General features: G+C 49.0%; 20 protein-coding genes. 13 read left to right on the top strand and 7 right to left on the bottom strand.

What is annotated here, in order from left to right:
* The first annotated feature begins 80 nt into the window (after nt 1-80).
* The gene (locus BUB30_RS01995; RefSeq protein WP_073130549.1) at nt 81-956 is read left to right on the top strand and encodes an alpha/beta hydrolase; all 876 of its coding nucleotides are present in this window, start codon (nt 81-83) and stop codon (nt 954-956) included.
* A 143-nt stretch (nt 957-1099) separates the two neighbouring features.
* Nucleotides 1100-1597 (top strand): hypothetical protein, encoded by a 498-nt coding sequence (locus tag BUB30_RS02000; protein ID WP_143164731.1) that lies wholly within the window; start codon nt 1100-1102, stop codon nt 1595-1597.
* A gap of 296 nt (nt 1598-1893) precedes the next feature.
* Here the strand turns inward: BUB30_RS02000 and BUB30_RS02005 are convergent, their stop codons facing one another.
* Entirely contained in the window at nt 1894-3030 is a 1137-nt protein-coding gene (locus BUB30_RS02005) for a YncE family protein (protein ID WP_073130556.1), read from the bottom strand.
* A gap of 153 nt (nt 3031-3183) precedes the next feature.
* Between BUB30_RS02005 and BUB30_RS02010 the strand changes: the two genes are divergently transcribed.
* Together BUB30_RS02010 and BUB30_RS02015 are read left to right on the top strand one after the other, a co-directional pair.
* Nucleotides 3184-3972, top strand: a complete 789-nt coding sequence (locus BUB30_RS02010) for an alpha/beta fold hydrolase (protein ID WP_073130559.1) — start codon at nt 3184-3186, stop codon at nt 3970-3972.
* Between the two features lie 231 nt (nt 3973-4203).
* Nucleotides 4204-5433: a DUF2264 domain-containing protein gene (locus BUB30_RS02015; protein WP_073130561.1), complete on the top strand. Its 1230-nt coding sequence runs from the start codon at nt 4204-4206 to the stop codon at nt 5431-5433.
* A gap of 114 nt (nt 5434-5547) precedes the next feature.
* Here BUB30_RS02015 and BUB30_RS34495 read toward each other — a convergent pair whose 3' ends face one another.
* Entirely contained in the window at nt 5548-5838 is a 291-nt protein-coding gene (locus tag BUB30_RS34495) for a lipocalin family protein (protein WP_317044198.1), read from the bottom strand.
* Between BUB30_RS34495 and BUB30_RS35550 the strand changes: the two genes are divergently transcribed.
* The 6 genes from BUB30_RS35550 (at nt 5731) to BUB30_RS02050 (ending at nt 10914) form a co-directional block, all read left to right on the top strand.
* A complete protein-coding gene (locus BUB30_RS35550) occupies nt 5731-6672 on the top strand; it encodes a hypothetical protein (RefSeq protein WP_245804018.1) in 942 nt (313 codons plus the stop codon). The genes BUB30_RS34495 and BUB30_RS35550 overlap by 108 nt on opposite strands.
* A gap of 237 nt (nt 6673-6909) precedes the next feature.
* Nucleotides 6910-7107 carry a hypothetical protein gene (locus BUB30_RS02030; RefSeq protein ID WP_073130564.1) on the top strand — a complete coding sequence of 66 codons (198 nt, stop codon included), beginning with the start codon at nt 6910-6912 and terminating at the stop codon, nt 7105-7107.
* 60 nt (nt 7108-7167) lie between these two features.
* On the top strand, nt 7168-7407 hold the full coding sequence (locus BUB30_RS02035; RefSeq protein WP_073130569.1) for a hypothetical protein: 240 nt from the start codon (nt 7168-7170) through the stop codon (nt 7405-7407).
* A gap of 2 nt (nt 7408-7409) precedes the next feature.
* A complete protein-coding gene (locus BUB30_RS02040) occupies nt 7410-8321 on the top strand; it encodes a hypothetical protein (protein WP_073130571.1) in 912 nt (303 codons plus the stop codon).
* A gap of 129 nt (nt 8322-8450) precedes the next feature.
* A complete protein-coding gene (locus BUB30_RS02045) occupies nt 8451-8849 on the top strand; it encodes a hypothetical protein (RefSeq protein ID WP_073130574.1) in 399 nt (132 codons plus the stop codon).
* 52 nt (nt 8850-8901) lie between these two features.
* Nucleotides 8902-10914: a M13 family metallopeptidase gene (locus BUB30_RS02050; protein ID WP_073130579.1), complete on the top strand. Its 2013-nt coding sequence runs from the start codon at nt 8902-8904 to the stop codon at nt 10912-10914.
* A 50-nt stretch (nt 10915-10964) separates the two neighbouring features.
* On the opposite strand, the gene BUB30_RS02055 is transcribed toward BUB30_RS02050, so the two are convergent.
* Together BUB30_RS02055 and BUB30_RS02060 are read right to left on the bottom strand one after the other, a co-directional pair.
* Nucleotides 10965-11480, bottom strand: a complete 516-nt coding sequence (locus tag BUB30_RS02055; RefSeq protein WP_073130583.1) for a dihydrofolate reductase family protein — start codon at nt 11478-11480, stop codon at nt 10965-10967.
* Between the two features lie 263 nt (nt 11481-11743).
* Nucleotides 11744-12271, bottom strand: coding sequence for a DinB family protein (locus tag BUB30_RS02060; protein WP_073130585.1), 528 nt, complete (start codon nt 12269-12271; stop codon nt 11744-11746).
* A 258-nt stretch (nt 12272-12529) separates the two neighbouring features.
* Here BUB30_RS02060 and BUB30_RS02065 point away from each other — a divergent pair, with 258 nt between their 5' ends.
* Complete coding sequence (locus BUB30_RS02065) at nt 12530-12865, top strand: PadR family transcriptional regulator (RefSeq protein ID WP_073130588.1); 336 nt, start codon at nt 12530-12532, stop codon at nt 12863-12865.
* A gap of 7 nt (nt 12866-12872) precedes the next feature.
* Complete coding sequence (locus tag BUB30_RS02070) at nt 12873-15560, top strand: ABC transporter permease (RefSeq protein WP_084137849.1); 2688 nt, start codon at nt 12873-12875, stop codon at nt 15558-15560.
* Between the two features lie 150 nt (nt 15561-15710).
* Here the strand turns inward: BUB30_RS02070 and BUB30_RS02075 are convergent, their stop codons facing one another.
* Nucleotides 15711-17627 (bottom strand): T9SS type A sorting domain-containing protein, encoded by a 1917-nt coding sequence (locus BUB30_RS02075; protein WP_073130591.1) that lies wholly within the window; start codon nt 17625-17627, stop codon nt 15711-15713.
* Between the two features lie 332 nt (nt 17628-17959).
* On the opposite strand from BUB30_RS02075, the gene BUB30_RS02085 reads away from it, so the two are divergent.
* Nucleotides 17960-18514, top strand: a complete 555-nt coding sequence (locus tag BUB30_RS02085; RefSeq protein WP_073130597.1) for a dihydrofolate reductase family protein — start codon at nt 17960-17962, stop codon at nt 18512-18514.
* A 45-nt stretch (nt 18515-18559) separates the two neighbouring features.
* Here BUB30_RS02085 and BUB30_RS02090 read toward each other — a convergent pair whose 3' ends face one another.
* Together BUB30_RS02090 and BUB30_RS02095 are read right to left on the bottom strand one after the other, a co-directional pair.
* Nucleotides 18560-19483 (bottom strand): alpha/beta hydrolase, encoded by a 924-nt coding sequence (locus tag BUB30_RS02090; RefSeq protein ID WP_073130599.1) that lies wholly within the window; start codon nt 19481-19483, stop codon nt 18560-18562.
* A 163-nt stretch (nt 19484-19646) separates the two neighbouring features.
* Nucleotides 19647-23234: an FG-GAP-like repeat-containing protein gene (locus BUB30_RS02095; RefSeq protein WP_178376992.1), complete on the bottom strand. Its 3588-nt coding sequence runs from the start codon at nt 23232-23234 to the stop codon at nt 19647-19649.
* Between the last annotated feature and the right edge of the window lie 336 nt (nt 23235-23570).

Here is a 23570-nt window from a genome sequence, read left to right on the forward strand (position 1 = left end):
TAAATTTCAAAGTGTGTAGGTTTACAGTTCTTAAAATAGAGGACGGACTTTTTACCTTTGACACCATAGGCAAACCGAAGATGAATAAATATATACTTTGCTTTATGTTACTATCGGGAATAGCAAATGCCCAGCAAAAGGAAATTCAGTTGTACAAGGGGCCCGCTCCGGGGTCTGAAAACTGGACGTGGAAGGAGGGTATGAACGACAAGAACAGCGTGAAGGTCATGACTGTATACAATGTCGTCCATCCCACGCTGATGGTTCTTTTGCCGGATCCGGCGGTGGCCAATGGCACGTCGGTGATTGTTTGCCCGGGTGGGGGCTTTCATTTTTTGGCCATCAATCATGAAGGAAACAACGTGGCGAAATTGCTGACCAAAATGGGCATTACGGTTTTTATTTTGAAGTACAGACTGGTTCATGTTCTCAGCGACAACCCCTTTGACGATATGCTCCAAGCCGAGGATCACAAGGCGTGGGACGATGAGGCCGAGCCCATCATTCCATTGGCCATTGCCGACGGGCGGGAAGCGATCGCGTATGTTAGAAGACACGCTGCCGAATACAAGCTGGCGCCCGACCGCATTGGCATCATGGGATTTTCTGCGGGAGGGATGGTGGCGGCATCCACGGCCTTCAAGTACACCGCCGACAACCGTCCTGATTTTGTCGCCCCCGTTTACGCCGACATGCCCGAATCAAGACAAGCCCCGTTGCAGCCGGATGCGCCGCCGATATTCCTGGTGTGTGCAACCGACGATGACTTTGGATTTGCGCCACACGCCATAAGCCTGTACAATAAATGGTACGCCGCCAAGCGTCCGGTCGAAATGCATCTCTTTGGCAAAGGAGGCCACGGGTTTGGGGTGGGCAATGCCGCCAATACGACCTTTGGATGGGTTGACCAGTTCGGAAGGTGGTTGACAACGGGAGGGCTGATGAAAGGGAAGTGATGCGAATCTGTCGGCGGGTCAAAGGTCGTCCAACGCCTCCTTTGGCACGGTAAGAAACGAGATTTTCTTGTGGATCCAGGGGAAGCCCTTTATCTTTCGCTCAGGCAAGGCCAGATGGCCCGACTACTTCAGATACCGATAGAATGATACCCGTTCCGTTAACTTTTAGAGGCATCACGGCCATATCTGTCGTGCTGGTCGTTACGATGATCTTTTACATCAAATATAATTCAAGAGAAAAGAAGGATTATGCGAAGACGACGGGAGAAATAGTGTACCTGAATAAACACCTTGGGGAACTTCCGTTTCGGGATATCGGCAAATACAGATATCTGATGTTGCAGGGGTATCCTTTTCCTTTTGAAATATTTGTCGGCAAGGACCCCGGTGATTTCAGTCCGAAATACGACCAGATCGACAATCTACGGCCTGGGGATGTTGTCTCTGTTTTTTACTATGAGACCGAATATACTCAAGAAGAAAAAATCAATCGATACATTCAATTTATTGACAAAGGTGAGACTTCCTTTTTCGAACAAGGAGACTCGCAATGGACAATGGCATGGGTTGCAGTCGGACTCATGTGCTTCGTGATTGCCGGTGCATTTGCCTTGTGGAAATTCAAAAAAATAGAATTCTAAGGAACGTTGGACAGGCCTCTACGGCGGCGCTGCCAAAGGAAGTTCGGGGATTGTGCTGGCTTTGTTGGCCTAAAAAAGGTCGCCGAGGTTGAAGATGATGTATAGTACCATACCGATGGCACCCCGATGCTTAAAGAGCTCCGGATGCGTCTCGCGGTTTTTTGAGAATCCAGGAGCGACCCCACACGATCAATGTGGTCAGTACTACGGTAATCAGTAACGTCAGCCACAGCATAGTCCGAATGATTTGGTTACTTGAAGATACTGAAAAATTGCCTCTGCAACAATTTAGCGCCTCATTTTAGAACTCTCCCGATCCCAAACTGGTTGCCGGTCGCCACGGCTTTCTTGCCGTCAAAGTGTATCTCCACCACTTTTTCGCTCATGACGGGATTGCCTTTTTCATCCTTCAAGGTCGTTAAGGTCTTTCGCGTTTTCACGTCGATGATCTCCCCGGTGGAAGGGTAGGCGTGTTTCCCATCCAGGCTGAACGTGATCCATCCCGGCTGATCTCTCACTTCTAGGCTGGCCACCTGTTTGGGGGGCATCACCGCATTGTCAAAAATGTGTAGCCGTTGGTTGAAGGCGTCGCAGAGCCAGATCTCTTTTTCATCGGGCGTTAGTCCAATGCCGTGACTGGGGCAGCCGTGGCGTTTTACCGGGCCCTTTTGAAAACCTTGTACTTCGACGTGATAGAGTTTATTCCCCGTCGTCATGTCGCCGATCTCAAAGCCGAGCAATTCGTTGACGTTTACATAGCACCGTGTTTGCGCGCCGTTGATCGTGAACGGGCGGACGCTGTTGGCAAAAGGGCCCACTTGTTTGATCATGGCGTGTGTGCGGGCGTCCGCCACACCGAGGGTCGGCGTGCGAAGGCCTGCGAGGTAGACCTTGGTGCCGTCGGGGCCGTAGAGCGTGTTGTGCGCGCCGGAGTTGGTGGTGATCTGTTTGATGACCTCTCCGGTTTCGGCGTCCACCACATTCCAATGTTCCTTTTCCAGGGTGGGGAGATAAATGATCTTCCCGTCGGGGGAGATGGCGAGACGGTCGCAGCCGCCGTCATATTGTTTCTCCCACACCACTTTTTCGGTGGCCAGGTCAATGCGTTGGAGCGCCTCGAGGGTGGTGACGTAGATGCTGTTCGTGGCGAGGCTCACGGCAACACCTTTCACATTGGACGGTGTGCCATCCGCTTTGAGTCCGCCCGTGGGAATGCGTTTCACCAGGCGGTAATTATCCGCTTTGTCATAGACCAGGATGCCATGTCCACCATATTCGAGGTAGTCACGGATGCCGGGGACGGCCACGTAGAGGTATTGATTTATCTTGGCGACAGGCGGCGCAGTGTCTCGCTGCGTCACCGGCGCCCAGGATGCCGTCACGACGACAATTCCGAGCAGGGCAATAAGGATGATTCTAGATCTTGAATTCATGATATTAAAGTTATATACTAACACCACACGACAACCCGGTTTTTGATGAGCGGGATTTTTCTAACGGCTATCGCAATCAGCCCCTTTTATTGCCGCGTTCGCACCCTATTAATTTGAAGGCGCTAACCTAGGTTTGTAAAAAAGAACCACGCCATGAAGACAGTTATCTCAAAGGACGGCACGGCCATCGCCTATGATCAAACCGGATCGGGACCGCCCCTGATCCTGGTGGACGGCGCCTTCTGCAGCCGGACCTTCGGCCCCATGCCAAAACTCGCCCCGCTGCTGGCAGCTCATTTCACCGTGATTGCCTACGACAGGAGAGGGCGTGGCGATAGCACCGATACAAAACCTTATGCTGTTGCGCGCGAGATCGAAGACCTGGAGGCGTTGATCAAAGAAGTTGGCGGATCGGCGTTCGTGATGGGCATGTCGTCTGGGGCTGTGCTCTCGCTTCGTGCCGCTGCTGCTGGGCTCAACATCAAAAAGCTGGCCCTCTACGAACCACCCTTTATGGTGGATAGAACGACCGGTCATCAGCCGCCGGCAGATCACACCGCGCAACTCACGCAACTGATCGCATCAGGTCAAAGAAGCCAGGCTGCGAAATACTACCTGGTGCGCGTCATCGGCATGCCTTCAATATTTTATTACGTGATGCGCTTGTTACCCATGTGGTCAAAAATGAAAGCAATCGCACCCTCGCTTCCCTATGACTCTGCCGTGATGGGAGACTTCGGATTCCCGGCCGACCTTCTTTCCACGATAACAACGCCCACGCTGGTGAGTGGCGGAGGGAAAAGCCCGGCACTCCTTCACCGCGCGGTGGACGCAGTTTCCAAGACGATGCCAAACACACAGCGTCGCATGCTGGCGGGCCAGACGCATAATGTGGACGTGAAGGTTTTGGCGCCGGTGCTGGAGGAATTTTTTAGGGGGTGAGTTTGAAATTTGGAGGCTGTGAAGCTGAAAGTTGTATGACTCTGCGAGAAATAGGAGCCAGAATCCAGGAGCCAGGTGTTGGGATCGGTATTTAGTAGCCAGTAGTCATTGACAATTTTAATTTCTTCTGTCTGTTGTTCACGGGGTGAAGGGTTTGCTATATTAAATTAGTTATTTTGGGAATGGTGCTATGGGACATCTTTGATTTGGGTTAAACTAATTTATAAAGCGATGATCAGAAGAAATTTTTTGAGGCAAGTTTCATTTTTGACGAGTGCGGGACTTGCCGACTTGAAGGGGATAACATCCGTTGCGAAAAATAAAAATGACAGAGACCTCTGGTTGGAGACGTTGTTGCGTGTTGCCGCGCCTGTTCTGACCGCGCTTAGCGAGAACCAATTGAAACAACGCATGCCGGTGGAAGCACAGCCCAGTGCGGTGGCCGACAGGAAGAAGGTGACTTATCTTGAAGCCCTGGGGCGGACGCTTGCGGGTATCGCGCCCTGGTTGGAGCTTTCGGAGGGAAGCAGTTCCGAAATGGACTTGCGGAAAAAGTATGTCGCACTTTCTATTGCTTCGATCAAAAATGCCGTAACGCCAGGCTCCGCGGACTACATGAATTTTACGGAAGGTGCGCAGCCCCTTGTCGATGCGGCTTTCCTGGCGCATGGCTTACTTCGCGCTCCCAAAGCGCTGTGGGGCAACCTGGATGCTGCAACGCGTGATCATGTTGTTGCCGCGCTTCGCTCTACCCGGGTGATCAAACCCTATAACAGCAACTGGTTATTGTTTGCCGCCATCGTGGAAGCGGCGTTGCTTAAATTTTCGGGAGAATGTGAGATGAGTAAAATCGAGTACGGCATAGAACAACACCAGTTGTGGTACAAGGGCGATGGCGTGTACGGCGATGGGCCGGATTTGCATTTTGATTATTATAACAGCTATGTCATTCATCCCATGTTGCTGGACGTTAGCAAGACCGTGGCAGAAGAAACCGGAAAGATGACGGACCTGTCCGCGTTGTTTATAAAGCGCGCCAAGCGCTATGCCGAAATCCAGGAGCGATTGATCTCGCCGGAGGGAACATTCCCACCGGTGGGCAGATCCATCCCTTATCGCTGCGGCGCCTTTCAACTGTTGGCCCAGATGGCGTTGCAAAAGCAGCTACCTGAAAGTCTGAAACCCGCGCAGGTGCGGAGTGCTTTAACGGCGGTTATCAAACGAACCATGCTGGGCCCTCACACTTTTGATGACAAGGGTTGGTTGACGATCGGTTTGGCGGGACATCAGCCGGGAGTGGGGGAGAGTTATATTTCTACGGGGAGTCTTTATTTGTGCACCACGGCGTTCCTGCCGCTGGGGCTTGGACCTGAGGATGGGTTTTGGAAAGCGGAAGAGGAGGATTGGACGAGCCGGAAGGCGTTTGGGGGGAAGGAGTTTCGGATTGATAAGGCTTTGTGAGGGACCGACTGGGGATGTTTATCTTAGAAAAATCATTTTAAACCGCAAAGACGCAGAGAACGCAAAGAAAACGAAAAGATTACCTTTGCGTCTCTGCGGCCTAAGATGATTTCGCTATTTCTTCTTCTTTTTGGAAAGAGATAAATAGGCCTCGGATGTCGTATCCTTTTCTTCATCTATGTTGAATTCCCCACGCAACGTGAGTTTCTTATCCGTAAGTTCATCGATGATATATTGATTGGTTTCCACGTCGGCCGTCAGGGTTAACATCATGGCTCTTCGGCCATCATCCGCGACTTGCTCCAGCTTCCATTTGAAGACCTGTTCCTCCTTCTTGGGACAATTCTTTGTGGTTTGTCCATACCACCAGGTTCCCGTGCCGTCCGCGCGGAGTTCAATTTGTATATCCTTTCGGCACTTGTCGTTGAATGTAATGAAAGAATTGAAGGCGTTGCTGGCGTCGGCGCGTTTGTATTCCTCGGCGCTCAGGCGTCAAGAAGAAGGCTAAGAAGAAGTAATCGAACAATGGCATCAACGCAACTAAATCCAAAGATTTTAGAAAAACTTTCCAGAAAACTGAATTTGGAGAAAAGTACTGTTCGTCAAGCTATCTCGAAGTTGAAGCAGAAGAACGCCAGATGCACGCTCAACGCTGTAGCTCAAATTTATGCTATGGCAAATGGCTTAACAGTAATGCAGCAACTATCGCAAGCCGATAAGATTACGTTGCCTCACATTGAACAGTCTAAGGAAAAAATTAAAGTTGTTGTTAAACCGAAACAAAACCAGGGGGAGAAGATCCGCGTTTTAATAAATTATGACAGCGAAGATTATTTTATCAAAGGACACATTAAGGAGTTAAACCGCGCTTATACTTACAAATGCTATACTGGAGCTTATATTCTCTCTAGGAAGATCATCGAGAATCTAATTATTGATATCCTTCAAAAGCATTATCCTTCAAGTGAAAGCTTAGAGAATAAGGCTCTTTACTGGGACATTAGCCAGAGGCGTTTCAAAGACTTTAGCATTATTCTTAAGAACCTACTTGATAAAAAAGATGACTTTGAACCGTCCAAGAGTAAGGCAATAGAAAGATTGTATCAATTAGCAAAAAAATACAAAGAGGAAGCTAACGATAAGACCCACTCCTGGTATCATCTAGTTTTGAATGCTACGGAATTTGACGAGCTCCGGCTTGAGGATATGATTGAACTTATTAAAAAGATTGAAACTTAAACATCGTGAAAATAAAACAATCTAAATCGGACAACGAGCTTCTCCAAGAGATAAGCAACAAGTTAAGCGATCTCATTGCGATAAATGGAATTTTGAACAAGAATAAAGAGGATCAAATCATATACTTGGCGAATCAAGGATATAGTAACGCTGATATTTCTAGGTTAATAGGGATTCCCAAAGGGACAGTAGATGTCATCAGAGCAAAGAGCTCAAAGAACAAGAAAAAATAATCTTATGGATAAAAAGGATGAGCTTATTTTAGGCAAACTCGATACAATTATCGGATTGCTGGCCTCACAGGGTAAGGAACCGGATAAGCAAATAGAGATTCTTAGATCTTTGGGTTTCACCATCAAGCAGATTTCAGATGTAACCGGGTTGCCGGATGGAACAATTAAGACCAAGATGAGGAGGAAGAGACTCGATAAATAAAAATTCCCGTTACTTAAGCCAAATTGAACACAATTCTTAATATTTTTTTTCTAAAAAGATATGGCAAACGTGAAAACTAAGAAAGAGGACACCAGGGATCCAATATCTAAAAGATTGGATGCTCTCATTCGCTTACTCATAGATTTGAATCGTGAAGAAAAAGCCGTTATGAATGATGGTGTTGCGTCTCGGCTTTTAAAATCCGCTGGGCTATCTCCAACGGAAATAGCAACAATCCTTGGAAAGGGGTCTGCTACTGATGTCGCGCAATATTTGTATAGTAAGAAGAGAAAGAAGTAAATATGTCAACGACAGTCTCTGATGTTAGTGGGAATAGAAATGACAAGATAGTGAACGCTGCGAAAGTCCTGGGTAGATCATCGCAGAGAATAGAATTGTTCCAGAAAGTATACAGTGGCAAAAAGGTTAAATCAGTCTCTGAATTGATGAGATTGACAGGTTATACTCAGGTGAGAGTGCTCCAGTTAGCAAAGGGCCTTGCTTCCGAAGATATTATTTTACAAATTAAAATAAGGGGTCAAGGAATTTCATATAAAAAAATTGACTTCTATAATATTCACAGGAACACAATTGTTCGGCTCGCTAGGAACAAAGACAAATTAGAAAAGGTCCCAACAAAGGTAAACCCAATATACAATGGTAAAGGCGCTGCTGTCAAAATTGAGCACTTATCTATTGCAAAAAAAATGATAAATGCAATAGAATTAACTATTGATGATCTCAATTTCTTCAAAAAAATCAGCAAGTTCAAAACGACAAAAATTAATATTGAGAAGCTTTCGGAAACTGACTTTAAAAATGGTATAAAAAAAATAATAGGAGAGCCGGGCGTATTTAAGGATTGGGGTGGCGAGGTTAACGATTTATTGACTACTAAAGTTCTTTATAAAGATAGACGGATAAGAACAGCATTTGCATTTAAGGGGCCGGGAAAAAAAGGAAAGCTAACGCCAGCAAGAATGGGTAAAAATGGCGATCAAATTCAGCGCTTATTTAATAGTCCTGCGGAACTTTTTATAATTCAGTACTGGGATCAAATTGACCAGTCTGTTATCGATCAAGTCCAGACATTCGCGAAACTGAAATCAATAATGGAGGGAAAGAAAATATATTATTGTATCATCGATGGGCATGAGACAAAGCGGATAGTGGAGGCGTATCGACTTTTTTTTCCTAAAAAATCAGTTTTTTAAAATTGCCGATTATAAATCTTAATTTGACTGATAAACTTACACTACGGGGCGAAGGTTTTTTGGTACGTACACCCGCTGAAGTTCAGTTGACGACAATTTTATCTTTATCTCTATAAAAAAATTAGGCTGATGGGTACATTTTTTACGCAAATAACTGAGCTCTCACACATACCAGGTAGGCATCGCCAGTATGCGGAGTCTCTTTTGTCGATATTTATTTCAACGATTCTAGATTTAGATGAAATAGATATTGGAGTGTCCGATGGGGCGCATGAGGTCAAATCAATTATAACATTTACTAGTGATGAGTCAGAGTCTGTGCTTGTCCACTTAACATATTGCACAAATGAGAATTTCAAAATAGAGGTCGTTGATAACTCGGATGAATTTGAAGATAGCAAATTCTACTATATAATCCACCAAGACTCCCTGTTAGAAAAAATGATTCCAGAAAAACTAAGGGAACTCATGGATGATGTTGCATTTAAAGGAGAGCCTAGAATGGTTAACCCTAAAATCCTTAAGTAATCAGAAATGCTGAATGCACTTGCACCAATATGAAATTTCCCTATCTTACCCTATGAAAAGAATCTTTCACTTCTCCTTGGTAGCCTTGGCCGTTGTATCCTGCAAACAACAAGATGCCCCTCAACAAAAGAAGTATGTAGAAGTCGCCCAGATCGATACCTCTATAAAACCAGGCAACAACTTCTTCCGCTACGTCAACGGAACTTGGTATGACACCGCGAAAATTGCCGCCGACCAGGTGGGCGTTGGCTCCTACAGCTTTCTAAACATTCCCCAGAAACTGCTCCTCCAAAGCATCTTAGAGGAGGCCTCAAAAGCCACTGGCGCAGAGGGAAGCATCGAACAAAAAGTAGGAGACTTTTATGCCTCGGGAATGGACACCGTTGGTATTAACCAGCGAGGATTCGAACCCATCAAATCCATGCTGGCCCGAATAGATGCTATTCAAGATCGGACCATGCTCATGAATTTTGTAGCCGATGAACTGAAGGTGGGCGACTACTCCATCATCAGTTTCGAGATCTCCCCCGATAATGAAAACAGCAGCATCAACATTGCCCATTTCAGCCAGGCAGGCATCGGGTTGCCGGACCGGGATTATTATTTTAAAACCGATTCGTCATCGCTCGCCATTCAAAGTGCTTATAAAAAATATATCGCCACCTTGTTCCAATTGACGGGCGATAGCGAAGCATCCAAGAACGCCGACATTGTTTATGACATCGAAAAACAATTGGCTTCATCCCACAAAACAAGGATCGAACGCCGGGACGTAAAGGCCAATTACCACAACCTGCCCGTGGCGGGGATCAATAAAAAGCAGCCCAACATCGGGTGGGTTGCCTTGCTCAAGAACCTGGGATTGGATACCGACACCGTGGACATCGCGCAACCCGCTTATTTCGACAAGCTGAATGCCATGCTCACCTCGGTGCCTGTCGATCATTGGAAGGTCTATCTGAAGGCAAGCTCCATGACGTCGTATGATGAAATTTTGAGCAAGCCTTTTGAAAAGGCATCGTTTGAATATAACAAAGCGTTGTCCGGGCAATCCACAGAAAAGCCACGCGCACAAGTCATTGCCGATGCGGTGGACCGGCAGTTGGGCTTTGCCTTGTCGCAATTGTATGTTAAAAAATATTTCAACGAGGACGCAAAGAAGAGAGCCCTGGAGTTGGTGAACAACCTGACAAAGGCATTTGAAAACAGGATCAATCAACTGGACTGGATGAGCGACAGCACCAAGCTGAAAGCCAAGGAGAAATTGAATGCCATCACAAAAAAGATCGGCTATCCCGATGTGTGGCGGGAATATAAAGTCAAAATAGACAGGAATAAATTTTTTGAAAATGTCGTGGCGCTCCGACAGGATGAATATCAATATCAAACCGGGAAGCTCAATAAACCTCCTTACAAACAGGACTGGGAAACAACGCCGCCCACCGTCACGGCCTATTACAATCCTTCCTTCAATGAGATTGTTTTCCCAGCGGGGATCTTGCAATATCCTTACTTTGATTTGTACGCTGACGACGCCATCAATTACGGTGGCATCGGCATGGTGATCGGCCATGAACTGACCCATGCTTTTGACGACCAGGGGGCACAATTTGACAAGGATGGCAATGTGAAGAACTGGTGGACGCCGGCGGACTACGAAAAGTTCAAAGCAAAAACACAGCAAGTGATTGACTTGTACAGCACCTTTACCGTGCTGGACAGCGTTCATGTTAAAGGTGGACTCACGGTGGGAGAAAACACGGCCGACAACGGCGGCGTTGCCATTGCCTACGACGCGTTCAAGCTGACCAAACAGGGACAAGACACCACCAAGATCGATGGGTTCACGCCGGATCAACGTTTCTTTTTATCGGTCGCCCGGATCTGGCGTGTAAAGACCCGTGACGAGTTTTTGCGCACGTATATCAATACGAATCCCCATTCACCGGCCATGTGGCGTGTCAATGGCCCGCTGATGAACTTTACTCCTTTTTATAAGGCATTTAATGTGCAGCCGGGAGAGAAGAACTACAAGAGCGACAGCGTGCGGATAAAAATTTGGTAGCTGCAAACCCGTGATGGATTGAGCCGGCTGGTAACCAAGGACTTCGACGTCTAGGTTGTCAGCCGGTAATGCAGTTGAACGGTGTGATCATTCAGTTTCTTCACATCAACCAAAGCCATTTTGATTTCATGATCAACCTCTTTCAGCAGGGGCAAGCCTGCACCGAACAATACAGGTTCGACCACGAGGATAAGTTCATTCACCAACCGGGCCTTCATGAACTCGCTTACAGTAGCCGTGCCTCCAATGATAACCGCTTCTGAATAGCCCTGGTGCTCGAGCATCGCGGCAATGGCCTGAGGTTTTTCGCTGGTGAAAATCACATTCGACTGGGCGGGCTTTGCCGATGTATCATGCGTAAGGACAATCAAGGCACCCTCATTTTTGAGCGGGAGATAATCGGGAGCGAGGATGTTGTAGGTGGTCTTTCCCATGATCACCGCTTTCGTTTGCTGACTGATAGCCATAAATCCCTGACCATACTCTTTCGACAACCAGTCGGGCACATTTCTTTGATTGGAGATCTTTCCATTGGCAGAGGCTGCCAGGTAAACTGTTATTTTCATCGTTGTTTTGTTTTATATGCTTTCACTCAAAACGATCCGGTCACTGGGAAAGTTGATGGCGGAAGGCAGTGATTAGGGGGCAGGTTGCGGCAAAACAGCGGTGCGAATGCGGCGCGCAACGGAAATCAAGAATCTGTAAATAGTTGAAAGTTAGTTCGCCGGCTCCCGAAGGAAGGCTTTGATGGTGGGAGGAAGGATAGGTAAGCGTGGGCGATAAAACACCTGGATTGGGATGGTCATCGCCCACGCAAATTCAAATAGGTTTACTCGCTCCAGGGCGGCTTAATGCCATTCGTTCGGGCATAAGCAATCAACTGTCCCAGGTGTTCGTTGGAATGGCCCAGCATGATCAGGATGGCCGTCATGTTGGTGTACTCGCCGGGGAAAGGGAACACAACCTTATTGCCAAGCGCTGCGTCCTGGGTGTTCTTGATGGCCGCAGTAGCCACTTCATACGAGCGTTTCAGTTCGGCAGCAATAGCTTCTTTTGTTTTCAAATCTTTTTCCAGGGTTTCCATGTTCACGCCATCCGGGATCTTTGCGCCCAACTTGGAAGCGAAGAAATAGTTTGCCGAGATAATGTGCGCAAGAACTTGTGATACGTTGCGCACGCCGGTACCGGGAGACCAGGCGTACTTGTCGGCCGGAATGGCCTGCGCCAGTTGCATGACATGTCCGGAGACAAACGTGATGGATCCAGCAGATTCCTTTTGGAATTGTCCCTGGCAAAAGGCGTGCATCGAAATGACTAGGGCTGCAAGGGTGGCTGCAGTGGTGGTTAGTTTTTTCATAGTGCTAAGGGTTTATGCATGGAAGTTAGGAAAGTTCTTGCACCAGCACGATGAAGATTGTATTAAAATGTAGTGTTCAGTTTCCTCCGATCAGGAATAAACTAACGGTCAGGTCAACAAGGCATAAACAACATGCAGTGACCTCTCTTCCAGACACCTAAACAGGGGGATGTCGCAACCTTAAGGCGTTCTCTTTCGTATACTTTGGTATTCTATGTATATAGAAATCAGAGTATAGTTATTATCTTGAATATCAATATGATACCAAAAAATCTAACCGCTGCGTCCACCAAACTCATCATTCTGGGTATTCTCCGGCAAGGCAATAGCTATGGCTACCTGATCATCAAAAAAATCAAGGAATTATCAGGTGGTAAAATGAAGTATTCTGACGGAATGCTCTATCCCGTGCTGCACAACCTGGAAAAGGAGGGGCTCATCCAATCCGAGTGGGTGATGCAGGACGATGCGCGACCGAGGAAGTATTATGCCATCACTGAAAATGGTAAGAAAGAACTTGTCGCAGAAAGAGAACACTGGGTACACGTGAACTCCGTGTTGGAAGCGATCTGGCAATTGAAACCGACCAAATGACACGTTTATGTTTGACCTCGAGAAGGAAATAACACAATGGCTCAAGTCTTTTAGCAAGCACCGGGCGTTCGATCATGGAGCTTTGTGGGAAATGGAGCTGCACCTGCGCGATCACATCGAAGATCTGATGGCGAGCGGCCACAGCGAGCAAGCGGCTTTTGAACTTGCCGTGGCAGAATTTGGCGACATCAACCGAATGGCAGACGAAGACTTCCTGAATGTGAAACGAAAAACGACGTTGCGATCCGTCATCCACGCAGCGATGGTAAAGAACTATTATTTCACCGCCATCCGGCATTTCATCAGACATCGAAATTACTTTTTGATCAACATCTCCGGGCTCACCATGGGGATGGCCTGTTTTATCATGATCGCCTTGTATGTAGCCAATGAGTTGAGCTATGACAGGTTTCATTCCAAGGCGAACAAGATCTACCGGGTCAACACAAAGTTCACCAATCCAAACGGTTCCGGCGATCGGGCCGTGTGTCATTCGCCGCTGGCCAGAACCATGCTGAACACTTATCCCGAAGTGGAGAGTGCCACCCGCGTTTTGCGTATCGGCACGTTGCGCATTGGGACGCCGGATTCGGGGCGGGAGCATTATAGCGAGGACGGAATTCTTTACACGGACTCGACTTTTTTCGACGTCTTTGATTTTAAGCTGCTGAAAGGAAATCCGAAGACTGCGCTGGTGAAGCCGGCTTCTTTGGTACTGACAGAAACGTATGCAAAAAAATACTTTGGCGATCAGGACCCCATCGGAAAGCAGATCACGGTCGAAGACGATGATCGTTTTTTTTATGTGGTGACCGGGGTGGTGGCGGATGTCCCGGCCAATTCGCACATCCAATTCGACATGCTGATTTCTCTGAGCACCAGCGCGCTTTGGAATAACGACAGTTGGATTGCCAGTTCGGCTATGCATACCTACGTGATGCTCCGACCCGATGCCGATGCAAAAGCATTGGAGAAGAAAATGCAGGACATGGTGTACAAATATCTGGGTCCGGAAATAGCGCATTATTCGGGCCTCACGATGGCGCAATGGGAGAAGGCGGGAGGCTATACAGGGTATTACCTGATCCCTTTAAAAAATATTCATCTTTACTCCACCAGCACCGAGGAACTCGAGCCCGGCGGCAGAATTTCCTACCTCTTCATTTACGCGCTCATTGCCCTCATCATCTTATTCATTGCCATCTTCAATTTCGTGAACATGGCCACAGCACAGTCGGCCCTTAGAGCAAAAGAGGTCGGCGTAAGAAAGGTGGTAGGGTCTACGCGGGGCGGACTGATCTTTCAGTTCATCCTGGAGTCGGTCATTGTTTCGATGCTCGCGGCCGTTGTGGCGGGCATTTTAGTGACGTGGCTCAGTCCCTTGTTCACCGGCTTGGTGGGCAAACAGCTCGCGTTTGGTATCGCCTCGCATTACGCAGGACTGTTGTCACTCGTAGCACTGGCTATCATTGTCGGGCTTCTGGCGGGCGCATATCCCGCGTTCGTACTTTCCTCCATTCTGCCGATCGACGTGCTAAAGGGCACACTCCACAAAGGCACAAGAACCGGATGGGTACGGAACTTTCTGATCGTGGTGCAGTTCACCGCATCAATGGTCATCATCATCGCGACGATGGTGGTGTATCAACAACTGGATTTCATGCTCACCCGGAATCTGGGGTTCAACAAGGACAACATTCTCGTGATTCAACGACCTGATGTTTTGAAGGAAGGGCAGGAGGCCTTCAAAAATGCTCTGCTCGCCAATCCCAACATCAGCGCGGTGGCGCATTCGAACACCCTTCCTGGAAAACTCTATCCCCAAAGGTCATACCGGCTGAAAGGCAATGACGAAAGCTTTGTGTTCAAGTTCAATCACGTGAGCCATACGTTCCGGGAAGTGATGGGGTTGGAGTTGGTGGCAGGGCGATTCTTTTCGAAAGAACACCGTATGGATACCAGCGCAGTGGTGATCAACGAAGCCGCCGCAAAAGCCTTTGGAGTTGAAAATCCCATCGGCCAACAGTTGACTTCACCCTGGCACGGAGGTGACCTGGTGACCATCGTTGGTGTGGTGAAGGATTTTAATTTTGAGTCCCTTCATAGCAAAATAGAACCCATCGCATTCGAACTCATGCCCGAAAATTCAAATCAGGGCGGCTTCATCACCGTCAGGATGAGCCGTGATGAAAACGTCCGTGAGACCGTTCAGTTTATCGAAAGCACGTGGGCACAACATTCCAACGGGAAGCTTTTTGAGGCTTTCTTTTTTGACAACGACTACGAAAAACTTTACCAATCTGAAATTGCCACGGGGAAAGTATTGCTCGTGTTTGCATCGCTCTCCATCTTCATCGCATGCCTGGGGCTTGTGGCACTTCTTGCCTATACGGTCGCTATCCGGAAAAAAGAAATTGGTGTGCGAAAAATTCTGGGAGCGGGAATGGGGAGCCTGGTCAATCTGCTCTCCGCTGAGGTGGTGAAACTGATCGTGATTGCTGCTCTTGTGGCGTGGCCGCTAGCTTACCTGGGCGCCCAATACTGGCTTCAAAATTTTGTCGATCAAATCGAGATCAAGCCCTGGTTATATCTGTCCGCTACGGGCGTGGTGGTGTTGATCTGTGGGTTAGCGGTTAGCTTGCAGGTGGTGAAGGCGGCAGGGGAGAACCCTGTGCATTCGCTGAGGCAAGACTAGTAGATGGCTTTTGCCGGCTCGACCGGTTTTGCGTCAGCTCGGAGTCAAAAGGTGGGCGTGGGGTTTACCATAAAAAAATCATCCGTTCAAAAAGCGAACGGATGATTTTTTAACATGGCTCCTATGCGGCAACGACAATCCAAATCTATCTCACTTCAAAACCAGCGTCTGCCGGTGTGCACGTCCGTCGGGGCCCGCCACGCTAATGATGTATAGGCCCTTGGGTGCCTGCGACAGATCGGGTTGGATGGTAACGGGCGCCGTCACATCTTTTTTGTAAATCGTTTTGCCAAAAAAGTCGGTGATCGTGATTTGGGTCGACAGTTTGGCGCCGTTGGTGCCGACGTCGATGGTGGGGTTGCCCGATGCGGGGTTGGGAAACACCGACAGGCTGGTGACTTGTGTCACACTACCATCCAGCATGAAGCGCAGCGTTGTGCCACGCTGCGGCGTTGCGACCTCGACGACGGTGGCCAGGGGAGCGGTGAACTTTTGTTGCCATAACGTTTTGCCGTCAGCATCCTGGAGGGCGATGATAAAGGGTACTTTCACATTTTTCTCGGTGGCCACGTCGAGTTGGAAATTCTGCTCGCGCGACGTTATCCGCAGTTTTACGTCTTCGATGCCTGCGGGAACGAGTTCCTTGTCGAGCACAACAAAGTCCTGGGACACTTTATTGGTTTCGATCGCTGCGGTGGCGATGAAGGACTGTTTGTCGTCTACCGGATAGGTGACCTGGAAGGGTTTGTCGTACGTCTTACTCCACACTTCCTGGCCGGGTTTGTCGAGCAGGGCGACACGCATCAGTGGATCGATACAGGGTATTGTGCACGGCGTGGGGAGGGTCCAGTCAACGTCTATGCCCGTCCAGCACCACTCGCGTTCGGGGGCGTAGGCATGGATGTCTACCCGCTCGACTACCGTTGGCAACACCGCACATTCGAGGGGATCGCGATAGGCATACAAGGCATAGACCGGAGTGCCGATGACCGGGCCGGTAGACAAGACGATGTACAACTGGCATTGGTAGACGCGCTGGTCGCTTGCAGGATGTATCCGCGTTCCCGGGGGCATCGTGGTCGCCGTAAACGTGGCGCCATCATAGGCATACCACTGCGGGAAGAACGAGCCATCGTTCACCACGCCCCACATTTTACCGGCGTATGGTTCCAGCGTTGTTTTGGCGTATTGCAACCCCGAGGGTATGGTTACCTTGGTTTGCGTTGTGCCGTCGAACCGGTTCAGGATGCCACCCTGTGCCAGGTGGGGTGGAGCGACAGGTCTGTGTTCATAGGTGGGTATATAAAGACGATCGTTGAAGATCTCCATTTCACATCCGCCCGGCTCACCGATGTGGTCGGGGTGATCGACGTAGACTTCGATATCGGCACCATCGAAGCTGATGATCTGGCGTTCGGTGAGGTAATGGTAGTAGCGCATATACATCTTTCCCTGGAACAGCTTCTTGTCGCTGACAATCTCCGGGTATCCTTCCCTGACGCAAGTGTACATGAAGGACAACGACATCCGCGAGAAACTGGCGCCATCGTATTTTATCCAATGGGTTATCGACGTGGCGTCGCCCCGGGTCGAGTCCAATGAAATGGCTTCGATGTAAAGGACGTCGCGGTAGGAGAAGGGGGTGTGCCCGATCAGCCTCACCGTTGCCGGGGGAAGGACGTCGTCGGGAATGTCGATGGGCGTAACGGCGGCCCCATCATAGCGCAACAGCTCGGCCCGGCCGGTGGACGTGGTGCGATCGGGCATGAAGTAAAGCATGTCCCGAAGCTGCTCGAACTGCGTGTCCTGGTAAAGGTTGTAACCCTTTGGCAAGGGAACGGCGGCTGTCACGGCGCCGTTGTATTTGTGCAGCGAAAACTTGTTGTGCTCCGCATTCTGGAGCACGAGCATCAGGTTGTTTTGATACACCACCATTTCGGATTCCGTGGGCTGCAAGCCTGCAGGCAGCGTTACGGGGCTAAACTGGCCGCTAACACGGCCGGTGATACAAAGGGCAAACAGGAGAAGACTCCAGGGGGAGCAAAGCGAGGGTCGATTTTTTTTCATATAACTGTATTTGGGGGTTAACGTAGTGTATGAAGGTCGTTGGTTTTTTTTGGGCAGGACTAAAAGGATCGTTTCATTTCCTGTGTATTTTGATACGTGGGCGCAAGGAAAAGCCGCGCCGGGTTACGCCGTCCAAAATCTTGTATTTCAGACAACCTTGCTGCGCCGAAAAAATGGGGGATCGTCACCGGGTGTGAATGCGACAAATTTAGGGCTGAATGCGGAAAGTATCGGTTGTGAACAGGACAGCGCCGGAAAATTCCCGCCAGCCTTGCTATCTTCGTATGGTCACGACCTCGACATAAAAAATTAGCTTTAAACCAGGAGAGAAAATGAGAAAACTAATTGCCGCCATCAATACGACGATCGACGGATTTTGCGACCACACGGCAGGGGTTCCGGACGCTGAAATACATCAGCATTACACCGAATTATTAAAAAGCGCAGGCGCCATTTTATATGGGAGAATAACCTACCAACTCATGGAGAACTATTGGCCGGGGGTCGTGAAAAATCCCACCGGCAATAAAGCCATGGACGACTTTGCGGTGGCCATACAGGACGTTCCTAAAATTGTTTTTTCCCGCACGCTGAAGCATGTTGAATGGGAAAATACAAGATTGGCCACGCGAGACCTTCGGGAGGAAGTCTTGGAACTCAAACAGCAAACGGGTAAGGATGTTTTCGTGGGTAGCCCGGGGCTAATAGGAGCGTTGACAAAACTTAATTTATTTGATGAATATCAACTCTGTGTTCATCCCGTGATCGTAGGGACCGGGTTGCCACTATTTAAAGACATCCGTGAAAGAATTGTTCTCAAGGGTGTAAAATCAAAGGCTTTCAAGTCTTCCGGTGCGACGATACTTTATTATGAGCCCACAAAATAAGTCCCTGCTTTTCTCCAGCGCAAGGGAGAGAACAAGAAGGATGAATTAAACTTCCTGGATAAATAATTTTCCATCGCGCAACACACGACCCGCAATAACATTCCGGTCGTCGTCCCCCATCAAGGTCTCATAGACATCTTTCCACCACACATCGGAATAAAAATACCAGGCATGAGAGGGTTTGCCTTTTCGGATCTCAAGATTCACACCGTGGGCTTTATAGTAATCGCCACAATGGACATCGACCGCTTTTTGGGGTACGTCCGATGGCAATCCGATACGGCCCACGCGGTTTTTGAATCCGGCGCGCTTTGCATTGGAAATTGCCAGCACGGCGTCGTGAGGATTGTAATAGTTGGTGAGACGGTTACAGTGGCGGTACACAGATTCTCCGCGTGGGGCACTCATGGAGTCGCTCGAAACATCACCCCCGAATAGGATCAGCTGACTTAACGTCCAGTTCACTTCGGCTGTGGACCGGGTGGTCTCCGAATCGTTGAACGACTCCTGGATTATGTATGCGCCGGAGGAGTGTGCCATGGCATGGATGTTCAGGATACATCCGCGACCCTGTTGTTTGGCAAGCAATGTAATCCCCGACTTTACCAGGGCCATGGCTGTCATCTTCGCATCGTGACGATCATCCAGATACAACAACGGCATTCCGTTACTCGGCCAATCAAAACTAATCAGCTCACCGACATAGCCTTGTTGTTGAAGATTCGATTTGATTTGTTTATGACGATCCAGGACTTCGCCGATGGTATAGTCCGTGCCGTGCACAAAGATTACAACGTCCCGTAACTCAGCCGGTGACGTCAATGAACTTAGGAAGTCCTTCTCTGAAACGATGTGATCGGACTTGGGATCGCTCTCCGCGTCTCCGAGTATGAGGTAGTTAACTTTGCCAGGCTCTGAGCCAAAACTCTCGCCTTTCTGATTGCGGGCACAAATAATGTAGTTGCTCATGGTATTCGGGGATAACAGCACAAACGGTCTCTCTAACAGCTAAGGAATGTAATCAACGCTTTGGAGAAAATCAATCGTGGTGCTGGATAATTTTTCTGGCGCCGAACAAAGAGTAGCGGGACTCGAAAGGAGCCCCGCTACTACATGCCACGTACTCATGACTTCACTTCTTGATGAAACGCTGATCATAAACTCGGTCTCCTTGCCTGACCTGAAAAATATAAAGGCCGGCAGACAGATTACTTATATCCAACACACTTTCCTCGATAGACATTGTTCTGTTGAATACTTTTCTTCCAAAGGCGTCGGTAATCGTGACCGACGTGGGGACATCGCCATCCAGATCCTGCCAGTCGATATTGAGTATGTCGTAAGCCGGGTTGGGGTACAACCGAATATTCGACCCCGCATTCGTTTCGTCACTAAAATTCCAGTGGCCGGGTTTCTTTGTGACCACGAAGGCATCTGACATCGGACTGGAACATCCGTGATGATTGACCTGCACCGTATAACTTCCCGATGACCGTACTTTAAGGATCTGGTCTGTTGCCCCCTTAATGGCTTCATTGTTCTTGAACCATTGATTGTCCGTTGCGCTGCTCGATCGCAATAAAAGATTTTCCGAATGCGACAAGGACGTGATGAGTGGCTTATCGATATCCATGCAAGAACGTTGATACTTGGCGATGAAGACATCATTATTGGCAACACCCGTTCGAAGTGTGTTTCCCGTGTAGGGATCAAAATTTACGGTGTCGCCAAAAAGTCCTGCCAGGTAATAACCCGTGCGGGTCATCGTGGCAGCTATGGATACGCTGTATCCCGAGGGTTGTCCCAGTGCCTTGGCCCAGTCGAGACTTCCATCATAGAAGGAATAGTGCGCCGAAAATGCCTCAGTCCGCGCATTCGAGCGACCGGCTTCATTTACACCGGGATCGAAATCAACGCTGCCGCCAAACAGTCCGCTAACATAAATTCCGGAGGGATCGGCAAGAACTTTTCGAGCTAAGGCGAAGCCGGTGGTTGGCAGACTCTGTGCCCAACGATATTTGCCGTCAGATAAACCATACTTTCCGATAAGGACGTTGTTGAACTCGTACGAACCGATCATACTGGTTCCTGCATCCGGGTCTGCATCGATCACACCATAGAAATCACCCACGAGATACAGGCTGTTGCCGAAACGACACATACTATAGATACTGCCGGTGCCAACGCTTTTGGCGTACCTGAAATTGCCCGTGCCCAAATCGTAACGGCCGAAGAAACCTCCAGAACCGTACAGAATATATTCACCCGATCGGGGATCAAAATCACCACTGTCGCCATAATGGCCATGAATGTATACCCCGCTGTCATCCACCAACAGGCCCCATGAAGTGTCGTTGCCGGCGCCGCCCATGGAACGCGCCCAAACATAATTTCCGCGGGTTGTATATTTGGAGAGAAACACATCATCTTGTCCTTGCGAGGTGAGGGTGGCGACTCCGGCTCCTGGGTTAAAATCTACCGCGCCACTGTAGTGCCCCGTTAAGTAAACGCCGGAGTTGTCAACACCAATCGAGGAACTGCTCCACGAGGCGGCGTCCGTCAGCTTTCGGGCCCAGGCCAATGAGCCGTCGTTCAAATTGTATTTGGCGAAGAAACCATCGTTGACATAGGGCTGTCCTTCATTGCTAAACATAGTGCTGGCGGGTCCCGGATCAACATCGGTATCGCCCCCGAATTGGGCTGTTAAATAAAGTCCACGATCATCTACGGCGATCGACACTTCATTGTCATAATACGGACCGCCAATGGAACGTGCCCAAACCGCATTGCCGTTGGCATCGAGGCGGGCAAAGAAAATATCAAGGTCACCCTGGCTGGTAAGCGTGGTCGACCCGAACGACAGTGTTCCGTTGAAATGTCCGGCAACATAAATATTGCCATGGTCGTCGCTGGTCATGGTTTGAACTTCTTCTTCACCCCAATCGCCATACTGGTTTGCCCAGAGGTTTGGAGACGCCATGGCGGGATGAGGCGTCGTGTGTACGACAATGGTGCTTGAATTCGGTGTTGTCAGGTTGTTTGTAATGGCCCTCACGCGATAGAAATAATCCGTGTTGGGAGCGAGACCCGACACGGTCGATCGAATGACGCCCAGATTCCAAAGCGAAATTATTTTGTTCTCATAACCCGGCACAAACGATGAAAAGTCTGCTGTGGTCGATAGATCCAGGTGATATTCATAAGTATTTTCTAATCCCATCCACTTCGCCTCAAAGCCTGTGTTGCCGACAAAGTCTGCGGGCAACGCCGTGGGCGGAGTGAGTTCGATGTTCTGAAAAACGATCAACGTGTTGAAGATTTCGTGCGATAACATCAGATCCGATTTTCCATCACCATCCAGGTCGGCGACGGAAATTCCAAGCGATCCATCGCCCATTGGAAGAACTGAGGGCATTGAAAAAGAGAACCCGCCGGGCGTGCTGTTGTTTTTATAAATGAGGATGCCTCCGGGGCCACGGATCAGGAGATCTTGTTTTCCGTCTCCATCCACGTCGCCGGCTGTCGGATTCCAGTTGCCGGAAGGCGCGAGCACATCCTGTTGCACGAACGATGCTGTGTTAATTACGCCTGGCGAACTTGTATTCCTGAATAAGAAAAGCGAATCACTCGCCGATATAGCGATGTCTTTCTTATCGTCTCCGTCAAAATCGGTAACGGCCATGATCGCCGGATAGCCACCCGTGTGAAAATTTACTTTCTCGGCAAAGGAACCCGCATCGAGCGTGCCCGGTGTGCTGACATTTTTCAGGATTGAAAATTGTCCATCGCCTCCGCTGCTCACTATGATGTCGGGTTTGGTGTCGCTATCCACGTCCTCCAGCATCACACACCAAACGCCGCCGTTGCCGGCTGGAATACTCACCCGCGGAGCGAACGAACCTGGAGTGATCGATCCCATCACGGCCGTGTTTCGATAGATCGAGACCAAGCCTACTCCGAAATTATTGGCAACGGCCGTGACTATGTCTAATCTCCCATCGCCATCCAGGTCGCGAATGGAGACAAAGAACGGGCCTTGTTCCGATTCAAAATCTACAGCAGACTCAAAGGCTATAGCACCCGGTGAACTTGTGTTCCGATAAACTGAAATGGAGCTGCCATTTGCATTGGTCACCACCAAATCCTGCATTCCGTCTCCATCCAAATCCCCAAGTGCAAGGGAGTAGGGGTTCAGTCCGGTAGGGAAGGTTATCATGGGAGCAAAAGATTCCCAAGACAGCGTTCCCGTGGTGCTCGTGTTTCTTAGAACAGAAACCGTATTCCCGGCTTCGTCTACTGCCAGCAAATCCGTTTTTCCATCACCGTCTACATCGCCCACGATTCCCCATCGGGTTTGCATTCCCCCATAGAAATCAGTCCGGTTGGAGAACGTGCCGCTGCTTGAAAAAGTGACCACGAATGGCTTGCTCGAATAGGCCGTCAGTCCGTTCACCGTAACGGTTATCGGTTTGAAGGTTGCACCCCATGGCGCGGTCACGTCAAGTTGTGTTGCCGATGCGGCTACCACGGTAGCGCGGGTGGCGCCAAAGTAAACGATGTTGTCGGCCGGCGTTGAACTGAAATTTTCCCCGGTGATGCTCACCGCTGTGCCTGCAGGCCCGCTCGCCGGCGAGAATGAAGCAACCACAGGAGCTTGGGCAATTGCCGATGTAATACCCATCGACAGACAGAAAAGAAGACACCGTGTTCTGTTTTTCATAAGCGTGATGGTTAAGGTAAGGGATAGGTCAATGCTTATTCGTTTCATTCTGCGTTCAGCAAAATGATTTGAGCTCTAAAGACAATTCAAGTTGGGTATGAATTTTAAGAGTGACTGCAACGGATCATTCAAACGCTAACAATTTTTAAAGACGGCTCTATATAAGAACTCACTTCATTGAAATCCTTCTTGATGAGAATCAATTCAAGGTGTACGGATGTTTAGCCACGCAATTTCAACTCGGCAGCAACGTCAATGATAACTTGATTGTTGTTTTTTGGGAATGAACAAACGGGTAAACTTTCTTGATGACACTCTGAAGTTAGGAGATGGCTT

The organism is Chryseolinea serpens, from assembly GCF_900129725.1.
Lineage (GTDB): Bacteria > Bacteroidota > Bacteroidia > Cytophagales > Cyclobacteriaceae > Chryseolinea > Chryseolinea serpens.